Source organism: Pseudomonas sp. DSP3-2-3 (assembly GCF_049898225.1).
Lineage (GTDB): Bacteria > Pseudomonadota > Gammaproteobacteria > Pseudomonadales > Pseudomonadaceae > Aquipseudomonas.
On record NZ_JAFCXH010000010.1, the window covers coordinates 33,667 to 47,753 of the forward strand.

Annotated in this window: 16 protein-coding genes; 7 read left to right on the top strand and 9 right to left on the bottom strand. The window is 58.1% G+C overall.

The window, feature by feature from the left end:
* The first annotated feature begins 181 nt into the window (after positions 1 to 181).
* Complete coding sequence (gene norR, locus ACP7E4_RS13470; RefSeq protein WP_426114357.1) at positions 182 to 1,732, top strand: nitric oxide reductase transcriptional regulator NorR; 1,551 nt, start codon at positions 182 to 184, stop codon at positions 1,730 to 1,732.
* Between the two features lie 137 nt (positions 1,733 to 1,869).
* Positions 1,870 to 2,094, top strand: coding sequence for a DUF6555 family protein (locus ACP7E4_RS13475; protein ID WP_426114359.1), 225 nt, complete (start codon positions 1,870 to 1,872; stop codon positions 2,092 to 2,094).
* Between the two features lie 73 nt (positions 2,095 to 2,167).
* Here the strand turns inward: ACP7E4_RS13475 and ACP7E4_RS13480 are convergent, their stop codons facing one another.
* A complete protein-coding gene (locus tag ACP7E4_RS13480) occupies positions 2,168 to 2,338 on the bottom strand; it encodes a hypothetical protein (protein ID WP_426114361.1) in 171 nt (56 codons plus the stop codon).
* Positions 2,339 to 2,459: 121 nt separating this feature from the next.
* Entirely contained in the window at positions 2,460 to 3,899 is a 1,440-nt protein-coding gene (locus ACP7E4_RS13485) for an MFS transporter (protein WP_426114363.1), read from the bottom strand.
* 272 nt (positions 3,900 to 4,171) lie between these two features.
* Between ACP7E4_RS13485 and ACP7E4_RS13490 the strand changes: the two genes are divergently transcribed.
* The 3 genes from ACP7E4_RS13490 (at position 4,172) to ACP7E4_RS13500 (ending at position 8,238) form a co-directional block, all read left to right on the top strand.
* Positions 4,172 to 5,107 (top strand): NADP-dependent oxidoreductase, encoded by a 936-nt coding sequence (locus ACP7E4_RS13490; protein WP_426114365.1) that lies wholly within the window; start codon positions 4,172 to 4,174, stop codon positions 5,105 to 5,107.
* 259 nt (positions 5,108 to 5,366) lie between these two features.
* Positions 5,367 to 6,686, top strand: a complete 1,320-nt coding sequence (locus ACP7E4_RS13495; RefSeq protein WP_426114367.1) for an Nramp family divalent metal transporter — start codon at positions 5,367 to 5,369, stop codon at positions 6,684 to 6,686.
* Between the two features lie 79 nt (positions 6,687 to 6,765).
* Complete coding sequence (locus ACP7E4_RS13500; protein ID WP_426114369.1) at positions 6,766 to 8,238, top strand: MFS transporter; 1,473 nt, start codon at positions 6,766 to 6,768, stop codon at positions 8,236 to 8,238.
* Between the two features lie 25 nt (positions 8,239 to 8,263).
* Here ACP7E4_RS13500 and ACP7E4_RS13505 read toward each other — a convergent pair whose 3' ends face one another.
* From ACP7E4_RS13505 to ACP7E4_RS13525, 5 genes are all read right to left on the bottom strand, one after another.
* Entirely contained in the window at positions 8,264 to 8,515 is a 252-nt protein-coding gene (locus ACP7E4_RS13505) for a hypothetical protein (protein WP_426114371.1), read from the bottom strand.
* A gap of 119 nt (positions 8,516 to 8,634) precedes the next feature.
* Positions 8,635 to 8,829, bottom strand: coding sequence for a hypothetical protein (locus tag ACP7E4_RS13510; RefSeq protein WP_426114373.1), 195 nt, complete (start codon positions 8,827 to 8,829; stop codon positions 8,635 to 8,637).
* A 70-nt stretch (positions 8,830 to 8,899) separates the two neighbouring features.
* Positions 8,900 to 9,139, bottom strand: a complete 240-nt coding sequence (locus tag ACP7E4_RS13515; RefSeq protein WP_426114375.1) for a hypothetical protein — start codon at positions 9,137 to 9,139, stop codon at positions 8,900 to 8,902.
* A gap of 103 nt (positions 9,140 to 9,242) precedes the next feature.
* Complete coding sequence (locus tag ACP7E4_RS13520; protein ID WP_426114377.1) at positions 9,243 to 9,437, bottom strand: hypothetical protein; 195 nt, start codon at positions 9,435 to 9,437, stop codon at positions 9,243 to 9,245.
* 47 nt (positions 9,438 to 9,484) lie between these two features.
* On the bottom strand, positions 9,485 to 10,402 hold the full coding sequence (locus ACP7E4_RS13525; protein ID WP_426114379.1) for a bestrophin family protein: 918 nt from the start codon (positions 10,400 to 10,402) through the stop codon (positions 9,485 to 9,487).
* Positions 10,403 to 10,583: 181 nt separating this feature from the next.
* On the opposite strand from ACP7E4_RS13525, the gene ACP7E4_RS13530 reads away from it, so the two are divergent.
* Positions 10,584 to 11,171: a LysE family translocator gene (locus tag ACP7E4_RS13530; RefSeq protein WP_426114381.1), complete on the top strand. Its 588-nt coding sequence runs from the start codon at positions 10,584 to 10,586 to the stop codon at positions 11,169 to 11,171.
* Here ACP7E4_RS13530 and ACP7E4_RS13535 read toward each other — a convergent pair.
* Together ACP7E4_RS13535 and ACP7E4_RS13540 are read right to left on the bottom strand one after the other, a co-directional pair.
* On the bottom strand, positions 11,168 to 11,998 hold the full coding sequence (locus ACP7E4_RS13535) for an AraC family transcriptional regulator (protein WP_426114383.1): 831 nt from the start codon (positions 11,996 to 11,998) through the stop codon (positions 11,168 to 11,170). The two genes, ACP7E4_RS13530 and ACP7E4_RS13535, sit on opposite strands and share 4 nt — an antisense overlap.
* Positions 11,999 to 12,078: 80 nt before the next feature.
* Positions 12,079 to 12,978, bottom strand: a complete 900-nt coding sequence (locus ACP7E4_RS13540) for a LysR substrate-binding domain-containing protein (protein WP_426114385.1) — start codon at positions 12,976 to 12,978, stop codon at positions 12,079 to 12,081.
* Between the two features lie 228 nt (positions 12,979 to 13,206).
* Here ACP7E4_RS13540 and ACP7E4_RS13545 point away from each other — a divergent pair, with 228 nt between their 5' ends.
* Positions 13,207 to 13,965, top strand: a complete 759-nt coding sequence (locus ACP7E4_RS13545) for an SDR family NAD(P)-dependent oxidoreductase (protein WP_426114387.1) — start codon at positions 13,207 to 13,209, stop codon at positions 13,963 to 13,965.
* Positions 13,966 to 14,087 lie beyond the last annotated feature (122 nt).

Genomic DNA, 14,087 nt, shown 5'->3' on the forward strand with positions numbered 1-14,087 from the left:
CGGACTGATTGGGTGGTTAAAAAGTTGAATGAGCGGGTGGCAGGTCTGCTATTTATTAATAGTTGAGCGAGAATCTGGCGACCTATCGGCTGTCGCCGAGTGTTTGTGCCGCTGTCTTTTTCAATTTTAATGGAGTCATAATGACCGCATCGTCGGTCATTAATCAGTCAACGGAATCGCAATGACAAACCCTCTGTTAGCGGCATTGGTTCCTCTGGTCGCTGACCTGAGTCGGGAATTACCTGACGATGAGCGCTATCGGCGCTTGCTCCAGGCGCTGCGGCAGATGCTGCCGTGCGACGCCGTGGCGTTGCTCAAGCTTGAAGACGACGTGCTGATCCCCTTGGCGGTGCAGGGGCTGAGTGCTGATGCGCTGGGTCGGCGCTTCAGGGTGGAGGAACACCCGCGTCTCAAGGTGTTGCTGGAAAACCCCGGCCCTACGCGCTTTTCCACCGACTGTGAATTGCCGGACCCTTACGACGGTCTGGTGGAAGGGCATCCAGGTCATCTGGAAGTGCATGATTGCCTGGGTTGCCCGCTGTATTTTCAAGACAAACCCTGGGGCCTGATTACCCTGGACTCGCTGGATCCCTCGCGCTTTGGCAGCGTCGACCTGGATAATCTGCAAGCGTTTGCCAGCCTGGCTGCCGCGACGGTCATGGCCAGCGAGCGAATCAAGCAACTGGCGCGCGGCTTTGAAGATCAACGTCAACTGGCTGAAGTCTATAAACGTGCTGCGGGCGGCCGAGGTCCTCGGGAGTTGATCGGGCAGAGCGCCGTTCATAAGCGGATGCAGCAGGAAATTCAGCTGGTCGGCAACAGCGCCTTGTCGGTGTTGATCACCGGGGAAACCGGGGTTGGCAAGGAACTGGTGGCCGAGGCCATTCATTTGAGTTCACCCCGTGCGCAGAAGCCGCTGATCAGCCTCAACTGCGCCGCGCTGCCGGAAATGCTGGTGGAGAGCGAGTTGTTTGGCCACGTCAAAGGCGCTTTTTCCGGTGCTGTGAACGGCCGCAGCGGCAAATTCGAACTGGCCGATGGCGGCACCATTTTTCTCGATGAAGTGGGCGAGTTGCCGCTTCCCGTTCAATCCAAGCTGTTGCGGGTTTTGCAAAGCGGCCAGTTGCAACGGGTCGGCTCAGATCAGGAACACCATGTGGATGTGCGAATCATCGCCGCCACCAACCGGGATCTGGCTGAGGAAGTGCGCAGCGGTCGCTTCCGGGCCGATCTGTATCATCGCCTGAGTGTTTACCCGCTGCTGGTGCCGCCATTGCGCGAGCGCGGTCGCGACGTCCTGCTGCTCGCGGGCTTCTTCCTCGAAGAAAATCGCGCACGCATGGGGCTGCGCAGCCTGCGCCTGAACGTCGACGCGCAGAAACTGCTGGTCGGTTACACCTGGCCGGGCAACGTGCGCGAACTCGAACACCTGATCAGCCGCGCGGTGCTCAAATCCTTATCGGCACACAAGGAGCGTCCGCGCATTCTGACCATTGAGGCTGCCGCACTGGGCCTGATCGATGAAGTCGCCGTCAGCCATTCTCCCGCGACGGCAATGCCCGCAGCGGTCGTGCCCGGCGGCACGCTCAAGGATGCAGTGGATGCGTTCCAGAGCAGGCTGATCGAGGATTCTCTGGCCCGGCATCAGGGTAAATGGGTGGAAGTCGCCCGGGAGATGGGGCTGGACCGCGCCAACCTCAGTCGACTCGCCAGACGCCTGGGTATTCGCTAGGACCGCAGCGCCATTGACAGGTAGCGTGGCGAACCGCGCGGTGTACTGATTGATCATTTGGTCAAAAAAGACTGAATTTTTCGCGCAGGCCAAAGGTCATCTACTGCTCTAAACAAACAGTATGAGGCACTGCCTGGATGTCCCAGTACAAACATTACCGAATTGATTACCTGTTCAATGGCGCCTTCAAATCTTTCTATATCAGTGCTGAACGCATGGACAATGCCGAAGCCTGGCATCACGCGAGCGTCGATGCAGGGATTGCCCGCATCCCGAAATATCGCCTGGAAAAAGTCGCCCGCGTGTCCAAGCCTTACGCCGAGCATTTCGGGATTAGCGATGTCGAGTGGGCGCAGAGTTGATGCCTGGTGCCGGCCACCCTTCGATGGCGTGGGTCGGCAACCAATAGTCTTTCAGGATTGGGTTCTGCGCGTTCTAATGCTTGTTGGGCACGCCATGAAAATCGCCTTTTTCCGGCACCAGTTCCGTCCCCGGCTCAAACCCGGCTTCCGGGTCTTGCTCTTCGATGATCGGGTCTGGAACGGTTTCGGGAAACGCTACTTCAGTGGCATCGACATCTGGATTTTCCGGGCGGGAACCGGCCATGGTGCACCTCATCTGTGGATTGGTCTGGAGTTGATACGAGTTTGGATAGCCCGGTATTCAAGCGGTTCACTCCAGTTGACTACCGGCAGCTTGCGCCACCGCCGGTAATCACGATGGGACATCAGCGGTGAGCGATGTTTTCCAGTGCCAGGTTGCGTGTACGAGGGCCGAACGTGCTGATGGTGATGATCACGATCAACATGCTGCTGACGATAAAGGCCAGCACGCCCGGTGTGCCGAAATGCTCCAGAAAGAAGCCGATCAGCAAACTGCTGAACACGGTCGACAGTCGGCTGAAGGAGTAACAGAATCCGACGGCACGGGCGCGAATGTTGGTCGGGAACAGTTCACCCTGATAAGAGTGATAACTGAAGCTCAGCCAGGCATTGCAGAAGGTGATCATCACCCCGCAAAACACCAGGCCTACGGCCGAGGTCTGAAACGCAAACAGCGTGCCGAAGATCATCGATCCCAACGCCGAGCCGACGATCTGCCATTTGTTCTCATAGCGATTGGCAAACTTCACGAACAACAGCGGACCCAGCGGATAGGCGAGGGTAATCACGAAGGCATAACCCAGACTGTGGGTGAGACTGACGCCCTGACCGGTGAGCAGTGCTGGCAGCCAGTTGCCAAAGCCGAAGAAACCGATGGCCTGGAAGATATGGAACACAATCAACATCAGTGCCCGACGACGATAGGGCGGCTGCCAGATGTCAGCGAAACGGCCGCGACCTTCGACAGCGACCACTTCCGGCTCGGGTGTATCCAGCGGTTTGCCGTGCTCACGCAGGCACTTGGCTTCTATGTCATCCATGATGCGTTCGGCCTCGTCGAAGCGCCCGTGCTGCGCAAGCCAGCGCGGTGATTCGGGCAGGCGCGAGCGCAGCCACCAGATGAACAGCGCGAATACCGCGCTGGCCAGCACCACCCAGCGCCAGCCGGAAATCCCGAACGGCGCTTGTGGCACCAGCCACCAGGACATCAGGGCAACGGCCGGAACCGAAAGGAATTGAATGAAGAAGGCAAAGGCAAACGCCGAACTGCGGATGCGTTTGGGCACCAGCTCCGACAGGTAAGCGTCAATGGTCACCAACTCGATGCCCAGTCCGATTCCCACCAGAAAGCGCATGCATATGATGCCCAGCGCGGAACTCTGTACGCCCATCAGCACGGTGGCGACGGTGTACCAGATCAAGGCGGAGGTGAAGATCGCCCGGCGTCCGAAACGGTCGGCAATCGGGCTGAGCAGGCTGGCGCCGAGAAAAAGCCCGAGAAAGGTTGCCGAGGCGAAGGCAGCCTGATCGGAAAAACCGAACACGCCTTGTGCGCCCGTGGCGAAGATACCGTCACGCAGCAGGCCCGGACTGATGTAAGCGGTCTGGAATAAATCGTAAAGCTCGAAAAAGCCGCCGATGGACAACAGCGCGATCAGGCGCCAGATCGTCGCCACTGCCGGTAAGCGATCGATGCGCGCGCTGATGGACGCTGCACGAACAGGATCAACCCCATCGGAGGGGAATTGCGGCGTCACGCTGTCCGCCGGTGATAAAGAAGTCATGGGTCAGATTCCGGAAATACTGGATCACCCATGATAGTTCTTTTACATTTTGAAATGATTGTTTAGATCGGTTGGTTATAGCGGATCTTGGATGTTAATTGCCGAATAGTCGGGAATTTCACGTTTTTATGCCGAACGGTCGCTCGTGGTTGATCAGCGCTGCTATACCGACTTTTGGGCTCCGTTGGCTGGATGCGTGGGCAACTAAGCTGAACCTCTGCGTTGAACCAGTAGTCAGCCCATTACCTATCAACCTGTCAGGAAGCAGCCCCATGGCGACCATGAAAGCGATAAGGATTCACCAGTTTGGTGATTCGAGTGTGCTGCGACTCGAATTTATTGAAATCCCTCATCCGCAAGTGGGCGAAGTATTGGTACGAATTGCCGCTGCGAGTGTCAATCCGGTGGACTACAAGATTCGCCAAGGCGAATTTCCGCCGGTCAGTGAAGAGAAGTTGCCGATCACGATGGGCCGGGACTTTTCCGGCGTTGTCGAACAAGTGGGCAGTGGTGTGGGAAGTTTTACCAAAGGAGATCGGGTTTTCGGGATGGTTGGCGGTGATGCCAGTTATGCGGAGTACGCCGTGATCAAGGTCGAGCATTTGGCGAAGATCCCGGAAAACCTGGATTTCATTCATGCTGCGGCCGTGCCTTTGGCGGCGCAGACGGCGTGGCAGGCGTTATTCGATCATGGCCATCTGGAGGCCGGGCAGCGCGTGCTGATCCAGGGCGCCAGCGGCGGCGTCGGGCACTTTGCCGTGCAGCTCGCCGCCGCCAAAGGTGCGATGGTCTACGCCACCGGTTCGGACAAAAGCACGCGATTCATCAGCGCACTGGGCGCGGACCGCGTCATCGATTACACCAGGGAGCGTTTCGAGGATGTCTGTTCGGATATCGATCTGGTAATCAATCTGGTGTCCGGCGAAATGCAGCAGCGTTCATGGGCCGTATTGCGACCTGGCGGCATCCTGGTTTCCACCTTGAACGAGCCTGTCCGCAATCGACCGGATGCGTATGGCAAGAACAGTCGCTTTTTCCTGGTTGAGCCCAGCGGTACGCAGCTTGAGGAAATTGCGCAGTTGATCAAGGGCGAGCTGGTCAACGTGAAGGTCAATGTCACTTTCCCGTTGAAGAGCGCAGCTGCGGCTCAGGATTACCTGGAGAAATCCCATATTGAAGGGAAGGTGGTTTTGACTGTCGATGGGTGAGGGTTGTCTACGTTTTGGTAAACCTGCTCGGTCGCCCAGCAATCATCGAACATGTGGGACCGGATTTATCCGGGAAGGCGGCATTTCTGACGAAGAGAGGCTATGAATCAACCGGCCTCTTCCCGGATAAATCCGGTCCCACAGGATTGCGCCGACTTCGAATTCGCTCCCACACGATGAAGGCGGCAACATTTTGCGTATCAAGATGTGTCGCAAAACTTTAACATCCACACCTCGTCCCGCTGCCCGTTTGGTCCCCGTGAAGTTCAAACTGCCCACCACCGCCACTGCTCCGTTTTGCCCGTCCGCTGTAACCGACAGCGTCGCCATCCCCGCCAATGCCTCTTTGGCGCGCAAGATGATGCTGTTTGTCGGCCCCGGCCTGCTGGTTTCCATCGGCTATATGGACCCCGGCAACTGGGCAACCGCCATTGAGGCTGGCTCGCGTTTCGGTTATTCGCTGTTGTTCGTGGTGGTGTTGGCGAGCCTGTCCGGCATGGTGTTGCAGAACCTGTGCTCGCGCCTGGGCATCGCCACCGGGCGCGACCTTGCGCAGTTGTCCGCTGCGCGTTACAGCCCGCGCGTCGCCAAAGGTCAGTGGTTATTGGCGGAGCTGTCGATTGTCGCCACGGACCTTGCCGAAGTCTTGGGTGCTGCCTTGGCCTTTCATTTGTTACTCGGCGTGTCCATTACCGTCGGCGTGGCGTTGACTGCCTTCGATACGCTGATTGTGCTGGCTTTGCAGGGCGCCAACTTCCGGCGTCTGGAGGCCATCGTCCTGGGCCTGATCGCGACCATTGGCGCCTGTTTTACAGTCGAGCTCATCCTCATCAAGCCATTCTGGCCGGACGTCTTTGCCGGGCTCAAGCCAAGTTGGGATGTGCTTAGCGGCCAGGAGCCGCTGTACATCGCCATCGGTATTCTCGGCGCGACCGTCATGCCGCATAACCTCTATCTGCATTCTTCCGTGGTGCAGACCCGGGTCAACGGCAGCGATAACGCCAGCAAGGCCAGCGCGATCAAGTTCGCCCGCATCGACACGATTGCTTCCCTGAGCCTGGCACTGCTGATCAACGCGGCGATCCTGATTCTGGCGGCGGCTGCATTCCATCAGAGCGGGCATACCGAGGTGGTGGAAATCCAGGATGCTTATCACTTGCTTGACCCACTGGTTGGCGGTGCCGTGGCCAGCGTGTTGTTTGGCATAGCCTTGCTGGCGGCGGGGCAAAGCTCGACGTTTACCGGCACCATCGCCGGCCAGGTGGTCCTCGAAGGTTTCTTGCAGGCGAAGATTCCCTGCTGGCAGCGGCGCTTGATCACCCGCGCCCTGGCGTTGATTCCGGCGCTGATCGGCGTGCTGTGGCTCGGTGATAGTTCGGTGGGCAAGATGCTGGTGCTCAGCCAGGTGGTGCTCAGCCTGCAACTGCCATTCGCCCTCTGGCCGTTGATTCGCTTTACCAGCGACCGGCATTTGATGGGGCCTTTCGTCAACAGCCGGTGGGTGCAGGCCGCCGCCTGGGGCTTGTTCGGACTGATCTCGGCGGCGAATCTGACGCTGCTGTGGTTCTGGATCAGCTGATTTCGACCTGAACTCCCCCGGCGCCTTTGACTCACAACCCTGTCAGCCCATCAGGCGTCTGCGAGCAGGAGCGAGTCCTTTGAAAATCGAGAGTGCAAGTATTCCCGGCGCTGAACTGCAAAAGGGCAAGGTTTTCGAGACCGATTTGCCCGCGCGCCTTGATCGCCTGCCCTGGGGGCGTTTCCACACGTTACTAGTGTTCGCGCTGGGTATCACCTGGCTGCTCGATGGTCTGGAAGTGACGCTGGCCGGTTCGGTGTCGGGCGCGCTCAAGTCCAGCGAACTGTTGCAGATGTCCAACAGTGATATCGGCCTGGCGGGCGGGATTTACATTGCCGGGGCAGTGCTGGGTGCGTTGTTCTTTGGCTGGCTGACCGATCGCCTCGGTCGTCGCAAGTTGTTTTTCATCACCTTGCTGCTTTACGTCGGTGCCACTGCGGCTACCGCATTTTCCTGGAACGTCGCGAGTTTTCTGCTGTTTCGCTTTCTCACCGGGATGGGCATCGGCGGTGAGTACACGGCGATCAACTCGACCATCCAGGAGTTCACCCCGGCGCGCTACCGTGGCTGGGTGGACCTGACCATCAATGGCACATTCTGGTTGGGCGCGGCATTGGGTGCGGCAGGCTCGATTGTCCTGCTTGATCCGCAATGGGTTGGCGGCGATCTGGGCTGGCGGCTGTGCTTCGGCATCGGCGCGGCACTCGGGCTGATCATCCTGTTCATGCGCTTGTGGCTACCGGAAAGTCCGCGCTGGTTGTTGATCCACAATCAGGCGGATGAAGCGCGACGTATTGTCGAGCAGATCGAAGCCGGCATGATCGAGCAGGGCCACCGATTGCCCGCCGTTACCAGCAAACCGCTGCGTTTGCATGCCAGGGATCACACGCCGCTGGGGGAGATTTTCCAGACCTTGTTCATCAGGTTTCGCCAGCGGGCTCTGGTCGGGATGACGCTATTGACCGCCCAGGCTTTTTTCTACAACGCGATTTTCTTCACGTACGCGCTGGTGCTGACGGATTTCTATCAGGTTCCGGCTGAGCAGGTCGGCTGGTACGTGTTGCCGCTGGCGTTGGGCAATTTTTGCGGCCCGCTATTGCTGGGGCGCTTGTTCGATGTCATCGGCCGGCGGGTGATGATCAGTCTGACCTACGCAATTTCCGGCGTGCTGCTGGTCATCAGTGGTTACTTGTTTGCGCAAGGGGTTCTGGATGTGACGCAGCAGGCGTTGGCCTGGATGGTTATTTTCTTCTTTGCTTCAGCCGCCGCAAGTTCGGCGTACCTGACCGTGGCCGAGACCTTTCCCCTGGAAATCCGCGCATTGGCGATTGCCGTGTTCTATGCCTTTGGCACCGGGCTGGGCGGAATCATCGGGCCGAGCCTGTTCGGCTACCTGATCCAGACCCACGATCGCAGCAATGTCCTGATCGGCTATTTGATCGGCGCAGCGCTGATGATCATGGCTGCAGTTGTCCAGGGGATCTGGGGCGCAGCCGCCGAGCGCAAGTCGTTGGAACAGGTGGCAAGGCCACTGTCGCAGGCTCAGGATTGAGCGCATTGCGCTTGACTGATGCTACTTAACGGAGGGCGAACAGCGCGCCGCGTTTGGTCAGCAGAATCTGATCAGCGGAGAGGAACAGCAGACCCAGTGGGTCGCTGAGTGCACCATAGATGAAGTTGCCGGTAATCATCTCCAGCTCGAAGAGGTCTCTCAGACCCAGAAGATTGTCTTCAGCATTTCCGAGCAGGGCCAGTGACGAGCTGAAATCAACAATTGAAAGCTGAGCGATCAGTGACTGAAGTAAGACTGAATTGCTCTCGATAGACATGACGTAACCCTGAATGCACAGCGTACAGATTGGAACGCTATGCAGGTGGGAAGCCTGTTATCGCAGTTGGTTCAGTTGCTGGTCACTCGACTCGACCAAAGGTCGTGAGCAATGTCCGATCAAGGGTTGATCCGCTCGGCAATGGTTCGTAGATCATCGACGCTATCTTGCAGCTTCCCGACCTGACGATTCACATCGGCGGCATCTTTGGCGTGGATGGAATGCTGTAGAAAAACGGCATGACCGGCTAGGCTCAGGGAAATACGTTCCAGGTCATTTGCGGTTTTTTGCAGGTCTTGCAGAATGTCTTTCACGGCTCAATGCTCGGGGTTACGCCTCAAAAAGCCGAATCGCTGGCATTTGAGGTCCGCAGGATTTCAGACTTTATTTGTTGCGCGCCTTGGCTTCTGCTGCCAGACATTCCAGAGCGAACTGCTCGGTGTAGGTCATCTGGATCGGGGTTGTCTCGCCTTTGACGGTACGTTCGCCTTCCAGGATGTAACGCATGCGCTTGTCGGTGACACCAATGCGCTTGGCAATCCAGGAGGGTGTCTGACCGATGCGGCTGATCAGCTTGTCAGCGTATTCGGTGGCGGGGTTGTAATGTTCAGCGTTGGGGGTCATGTCGCGTCCAGATAAAGTGTTGCGGCGATGGCATCGCATTCGGGCGACATAGTGCTTGAATCGGCATCTCGTGTCTCCTGCTGGCGGTCAACAAGTCCGCCGATTACTCGTCTTCCTCTTCGGAGTACGAGTCCAGCAGCGCTGCCAGGGCGAGGGTGCGTTGCAGCCCGGAAGTCGTCGCCATGATTTCAGCGACTGCGGCAATGGCCGCAGCCTTGGCTTGCGCGCGTTCGGCCTCGGTGTTGTTGGGCGTGGCGTCCTGCGCGGCCTCGATGATCGACTGCTCAAAGCTGTTCATAAGTGTGCTCGGCAAGGAAAGGTTTTCCGGATAAGGCCTTTAAACGGCTACAGCTGCACATCATTCACAGGCTCCAGGCGTGGCGGGGCGGGTTCGTCGAGCATGTCCAGCACCGAGATTTCAATGTCCCGGCACAGCGCGTTCAACGGCAGATCATTGGGTTGGGTGTCGAAAGGGTCGGCGATCTGGTCGCCCAGCGCGTCCAGTCCGAAAAAAGTATAAGCCAATACCAGCACCGCAAACGGCGTAAACCAGCCGATGCTGTCCACCAGGCAAAATGGCAGCAGGAAGCAATAGACATGCACGATGCGGTGCAGCATCAGAATGTAAGGGTAGGGGATCGGCGTATTGCTGATGCGTTCGCAGCCTCCCAGCACGTAAGACAACCGGTTCAACTGCTGATCCATGTCGGCTTTCAACGGATCACCGATGCTGCATTGCCGCGCCTGGTCCATCAGCCGTTGGCCGATCAGGCCCAGCAGCACGCTCGGCGGGTTTTCCTTGTCGAAGGTGGCGCGTTGCAGCGCGGGTTCCAGCAGCCGGCAGCTGTCTTCACCGGGTTTTTCGCCGCGCAGCCAGTCCTTGAGCAGGTAGCTGAAAGCAATCAGCGAATCGAGCAGTGCGCGTCGTTCGGTCGACGGCAGGTTGGGCATCATGCTCAGGCTTTGCCGGGTCAGGTTGCGGGTCACGATGGACAGCTCGGACCACAACGTGCGCGCCTCCCAGAACCTTTGGTAAGCCACGGTGTTGCGAAAACCGAGGAAGATCGCCAGCGTCAGGCCCCACAGGGTGAATGGCGTTGCAGTCAGCACCACTTTGTAATCGAACAGCTTGCCGTGGGTAGCAACCACTACCGAACTGATCAGCATTGTGAACAGCACTTTGGGCCAGATCGCCGGCACGATAGTGCCCCGGATGGCGAATAACAGCGCCCAAAGGGACGGCTTCTGTGGGCGGGTAATCATTTAACAACTCGGTTGAAAGAGAACATTGCCGGCAATTCTGCCCTATCGGTGCCAGATGATCAGCATTTGCGTTCTGTCTCGGCGGGTTTTTTGCACTTCGCTGGGTAATTTTCTTCAATACGCACCTGTTGCGCGTCTTTACCGTGATCGACTCATTTACGGGTTCAGTCAGGGTATTCAGATGAGTGTGTTTCTTTCCATGGCCGCCTTCGCGCTGGCGTCGTCGATCACGCCGGGGCCGGTCAACATTGTGGCCTTGAGTTCGGGGGCCCGGTTTGGGCTGGGGCCGGCGTTGCAGCATGTGACCGGCGCAACCCTGGGCTTCACGCTATTGCTGGTGTTGACCGGTTTTGGATTGCATGAGGTGCTGATCCAATGGCCGTTCCTGACCCAGGGAATCAGGTGGGCAGGGGTGGCCTTTCTGTTGTACATGGCGTGGAAGCTGGCGCGTGACGACGGTCGGCTTAACGTCGATCAGGCAAGTGACCGGCCATCGATGCTTTGCGGCGCGGTCATGCAATGGCTCAACCCCAAGGCCTGGCTGGCGTGTATTGCCGGCATGGGCGCCTTTGTCGCCAGTGGCGAGGCGCAGCTGATCTGGCAGTTTGCCGCAATCTATCTGGTGATTTGTTACGTGTCCCTGGCGTGCTGGGCGTTCGCCGGGACTTTCCTGCGCCATTATTTAAGCAGTGCGCTGGGGATTCGCGTGTTCAACCGCTGCATGGCCTTACTGTTGGTGGGCTGCGCTTTGTATCTGCTGGCGTCTTAGAGCTTGTATTGGCCTGGGGTCGCGGCGAGATGTTTCTTGAACGCCCGTTGAAAATGCGCCTGATCGGCAAAGCCGTTTTCCTGAGCCACGTCCGCGATCAGGCGACCGCTCTTGAGCTGGGTGCGAGCATGTTGAATCCGGCGATTGATCAGATAGGCATGGGGCGTCATGTGGTAACGCTGCTCGAAGGCGCGAATCAGATACGACGGTGAGATATTCGCAGCGCTGCAGATATCTTCGAGGCTGATCGCGGCTTTGAAGTTATCGTTGATGTAGTGCTCAGCCCGTTCCACGCGATCCACGGGTTGGTCGCCATGCAGGACGGCACTGCCCAGTGTCTGTTGCACCTGGGTGAAGAAGGCAACCGCAGCGCATTGTTTACCGAGCACATCCGTTTCGCTGTCGACCAATGTGGCGTACAGCTGATTGATCCCCCGAAACAGCTCAACGGAGCGGCTGTGAGTCTGGGCGATGGGCTGGAAATCAAGGTTGGCGTCCATACCCAACTCGTGTTGAAGGTTGCGCAGCCACAGGCTGTCGACGTACAGCATCAGGTACGACCAATGCTGGTCGGCAATCGGGTTGCAGGCATGCACATCGCCGGGATTCATCAGCACCACTGTGCCGCTCTGGACGCGCTGGCTGGTTTTTTCATGCCAATACGTGCTTTGCCCGGCAGTGATTGCGCCGATGGAAAACACCTCGTGAGAATGCTTGGCGTAACAGAATTTGCGCCCGTCGCCCACCGAACGCGCCTCGATGAAAGGCAAGCGAGAGTCGCGCCAGAAAAACGGTGCGGCCAAGCGTTTGGCGCTGTACTGGTCCATGCCGAATCAGTCCCGAGGTGGAGTAGTAGAAACCGAGATTAGCCTATCCCGGGTTCGGGCCGCCAATCCGGGATAGGCATTCAAGCGGCGTTGTGTATCTCGATCAAGCCTTGAAACCAGTCCATGAACACCCGACAGCGTTCCGGCAGATGGCGTCGATGGGCGTACACCAGAGAAACTTTCATCGGCGCGGGACGAAACCCGGGCAGGATTTCAATCAGGTCGCCGCGAAGCAGATGCTTGCGCATGCCCATGCGCGGCGACTGGACGATGCCCAGATTGCCCAGACAAGCGGCTTCATAAGCCTGAACATTATTGACGGTCACGCTGTGTGGCATGGCCAGCGTGCGGGTTTTGTCCTGATCCTGGTATTCGAAGTGCGCAGTGCTCGCGCCGAACGCCATTACATAATTGATCAAACGGTGCTGCTGCAACTCCGCGAGGCTGGTCGGGACGCCATGCTGCCGGGCATAACCGGCACCGACGCAATTGACCATCGGCAAGTCGCCCAGGTTGCGCGCCACCAGATGCGAGTCCGGCAGCTCGCCGACGCGCAATACGCAATCAAAGCCTTCGCGTACCAGATCGACCCGCCGATCGGTGCTGCTGATTTCCAGATCAATCCCTGGATGCAGGCTCAGGAATTCACTCAGGCGCGGCAGCAGAATGTTGTGCGCCAAGGCAGTGGGCATATCGACCCGCAACCGACCGCTGAGCATCGCATCGCTGCGGAACAACCCTTCAAGCTCATCCATCTGCGCCAGCATGTCTTTGCTGCGTTCGTACAACAGCTGCCCATCAGGCGTGACTTGAACCCGGCGCGTGGTCCGCAATAACAGGCGCGTGCCGAGCAGTTCTTCGAGGGCCTGGACTTGTTCGGACACCGTCGAGCGCGGCAGGCCCAAGGCTTCGCTGGCTTGCGTGAAACTCGACAGTTCGGCGACGCGCACGAAAGTGCGCAACAGCTCCAGTTTGTTCATAGCCGAATGAATCTCCGTAGACGCGGACTTGTGTGGGAGCGAGCTTGCTCGCGAAGCTTCCTGACACACACCTCGCCAACAGGTTGGCCCCTACACTGGAACGGTTACAAGATGGATTGATTGTTCTGTTTAAGCGACTAGTCATTTCGATTTTTCAGGGTTTATCGCTAATTAGTCGAACAATAGACTCGTTTCCACTCCCTGACCACTCTCTTCAAGGAAATACCCATGAACAAGAAAATCGCTCTGATTACCGGCGCCAGTCGCGGCCTTGGCAAAAGCACGGCGTTGCACCTGGCGGCGCAAGGTGTTGATGTGATCGGCACTTATCACAGCAGGCAGGCCGAAGCCCAGGCCGTAGTCGCCGAAATCGAGGCGCTTGGCGGTCGCGCGCACATGTTGCAACTGGATGTCAGCGACAGCAGCAGTTTCGATGCTTTCAGCGCGCAGGTTGCCCAGACGCTTGGGGACGTTTTCCAGGCCAGTCAGTTCGATTTCCTGGTCAACAATGCGGGCGTTGGCATTTACAACAGCTTTGCCGAAACCAGCGAGGCGCAGTTCGATCAGTTGGTAGATATTCACTTCAAAGGGCCGTTTTTCCTGACCCAGAAACTGCTGCCGTTGCTGGCTGACGGCGGACGCATCGTCAACGTTTCCAGCGGTCTCGCGCGTTTCAGTCTGGTTGGCTACGCGGCGTATGCCTCGATGAAAGGTGCCATCGAGGTCTGGACCCGTTACCTGGCCAAGGAACTCGGACCACGCGGCATCAACGTCAACGTGCTTGCCCCCGGCGCGATTGCGACGGATTTTGGCGGCGGGACAGTGCGTGACAATGCTGAAGTCAACCAACAAGTGGCTTCCATCACTGCACTGGGACGTGTCGGCGAAGCCGATGACATCGGCGCGGCGATCAGCATGTTGCTGGGTGACGGCGGGAAATGGATCAACGGGCAGCGGATCGAGGCGTCAGGCGGGATTTTCCTCTAAAGCTCCGTAGGAGATCTCTCGTCGTCCAGACGCCGCGCTGTCGCGCAGCAAACAGTCCAGTGGGACCGGATTCATCCGGGAAGAGGTCGGTACATCCACTGCATTTTCCTCGTCAGCAATGC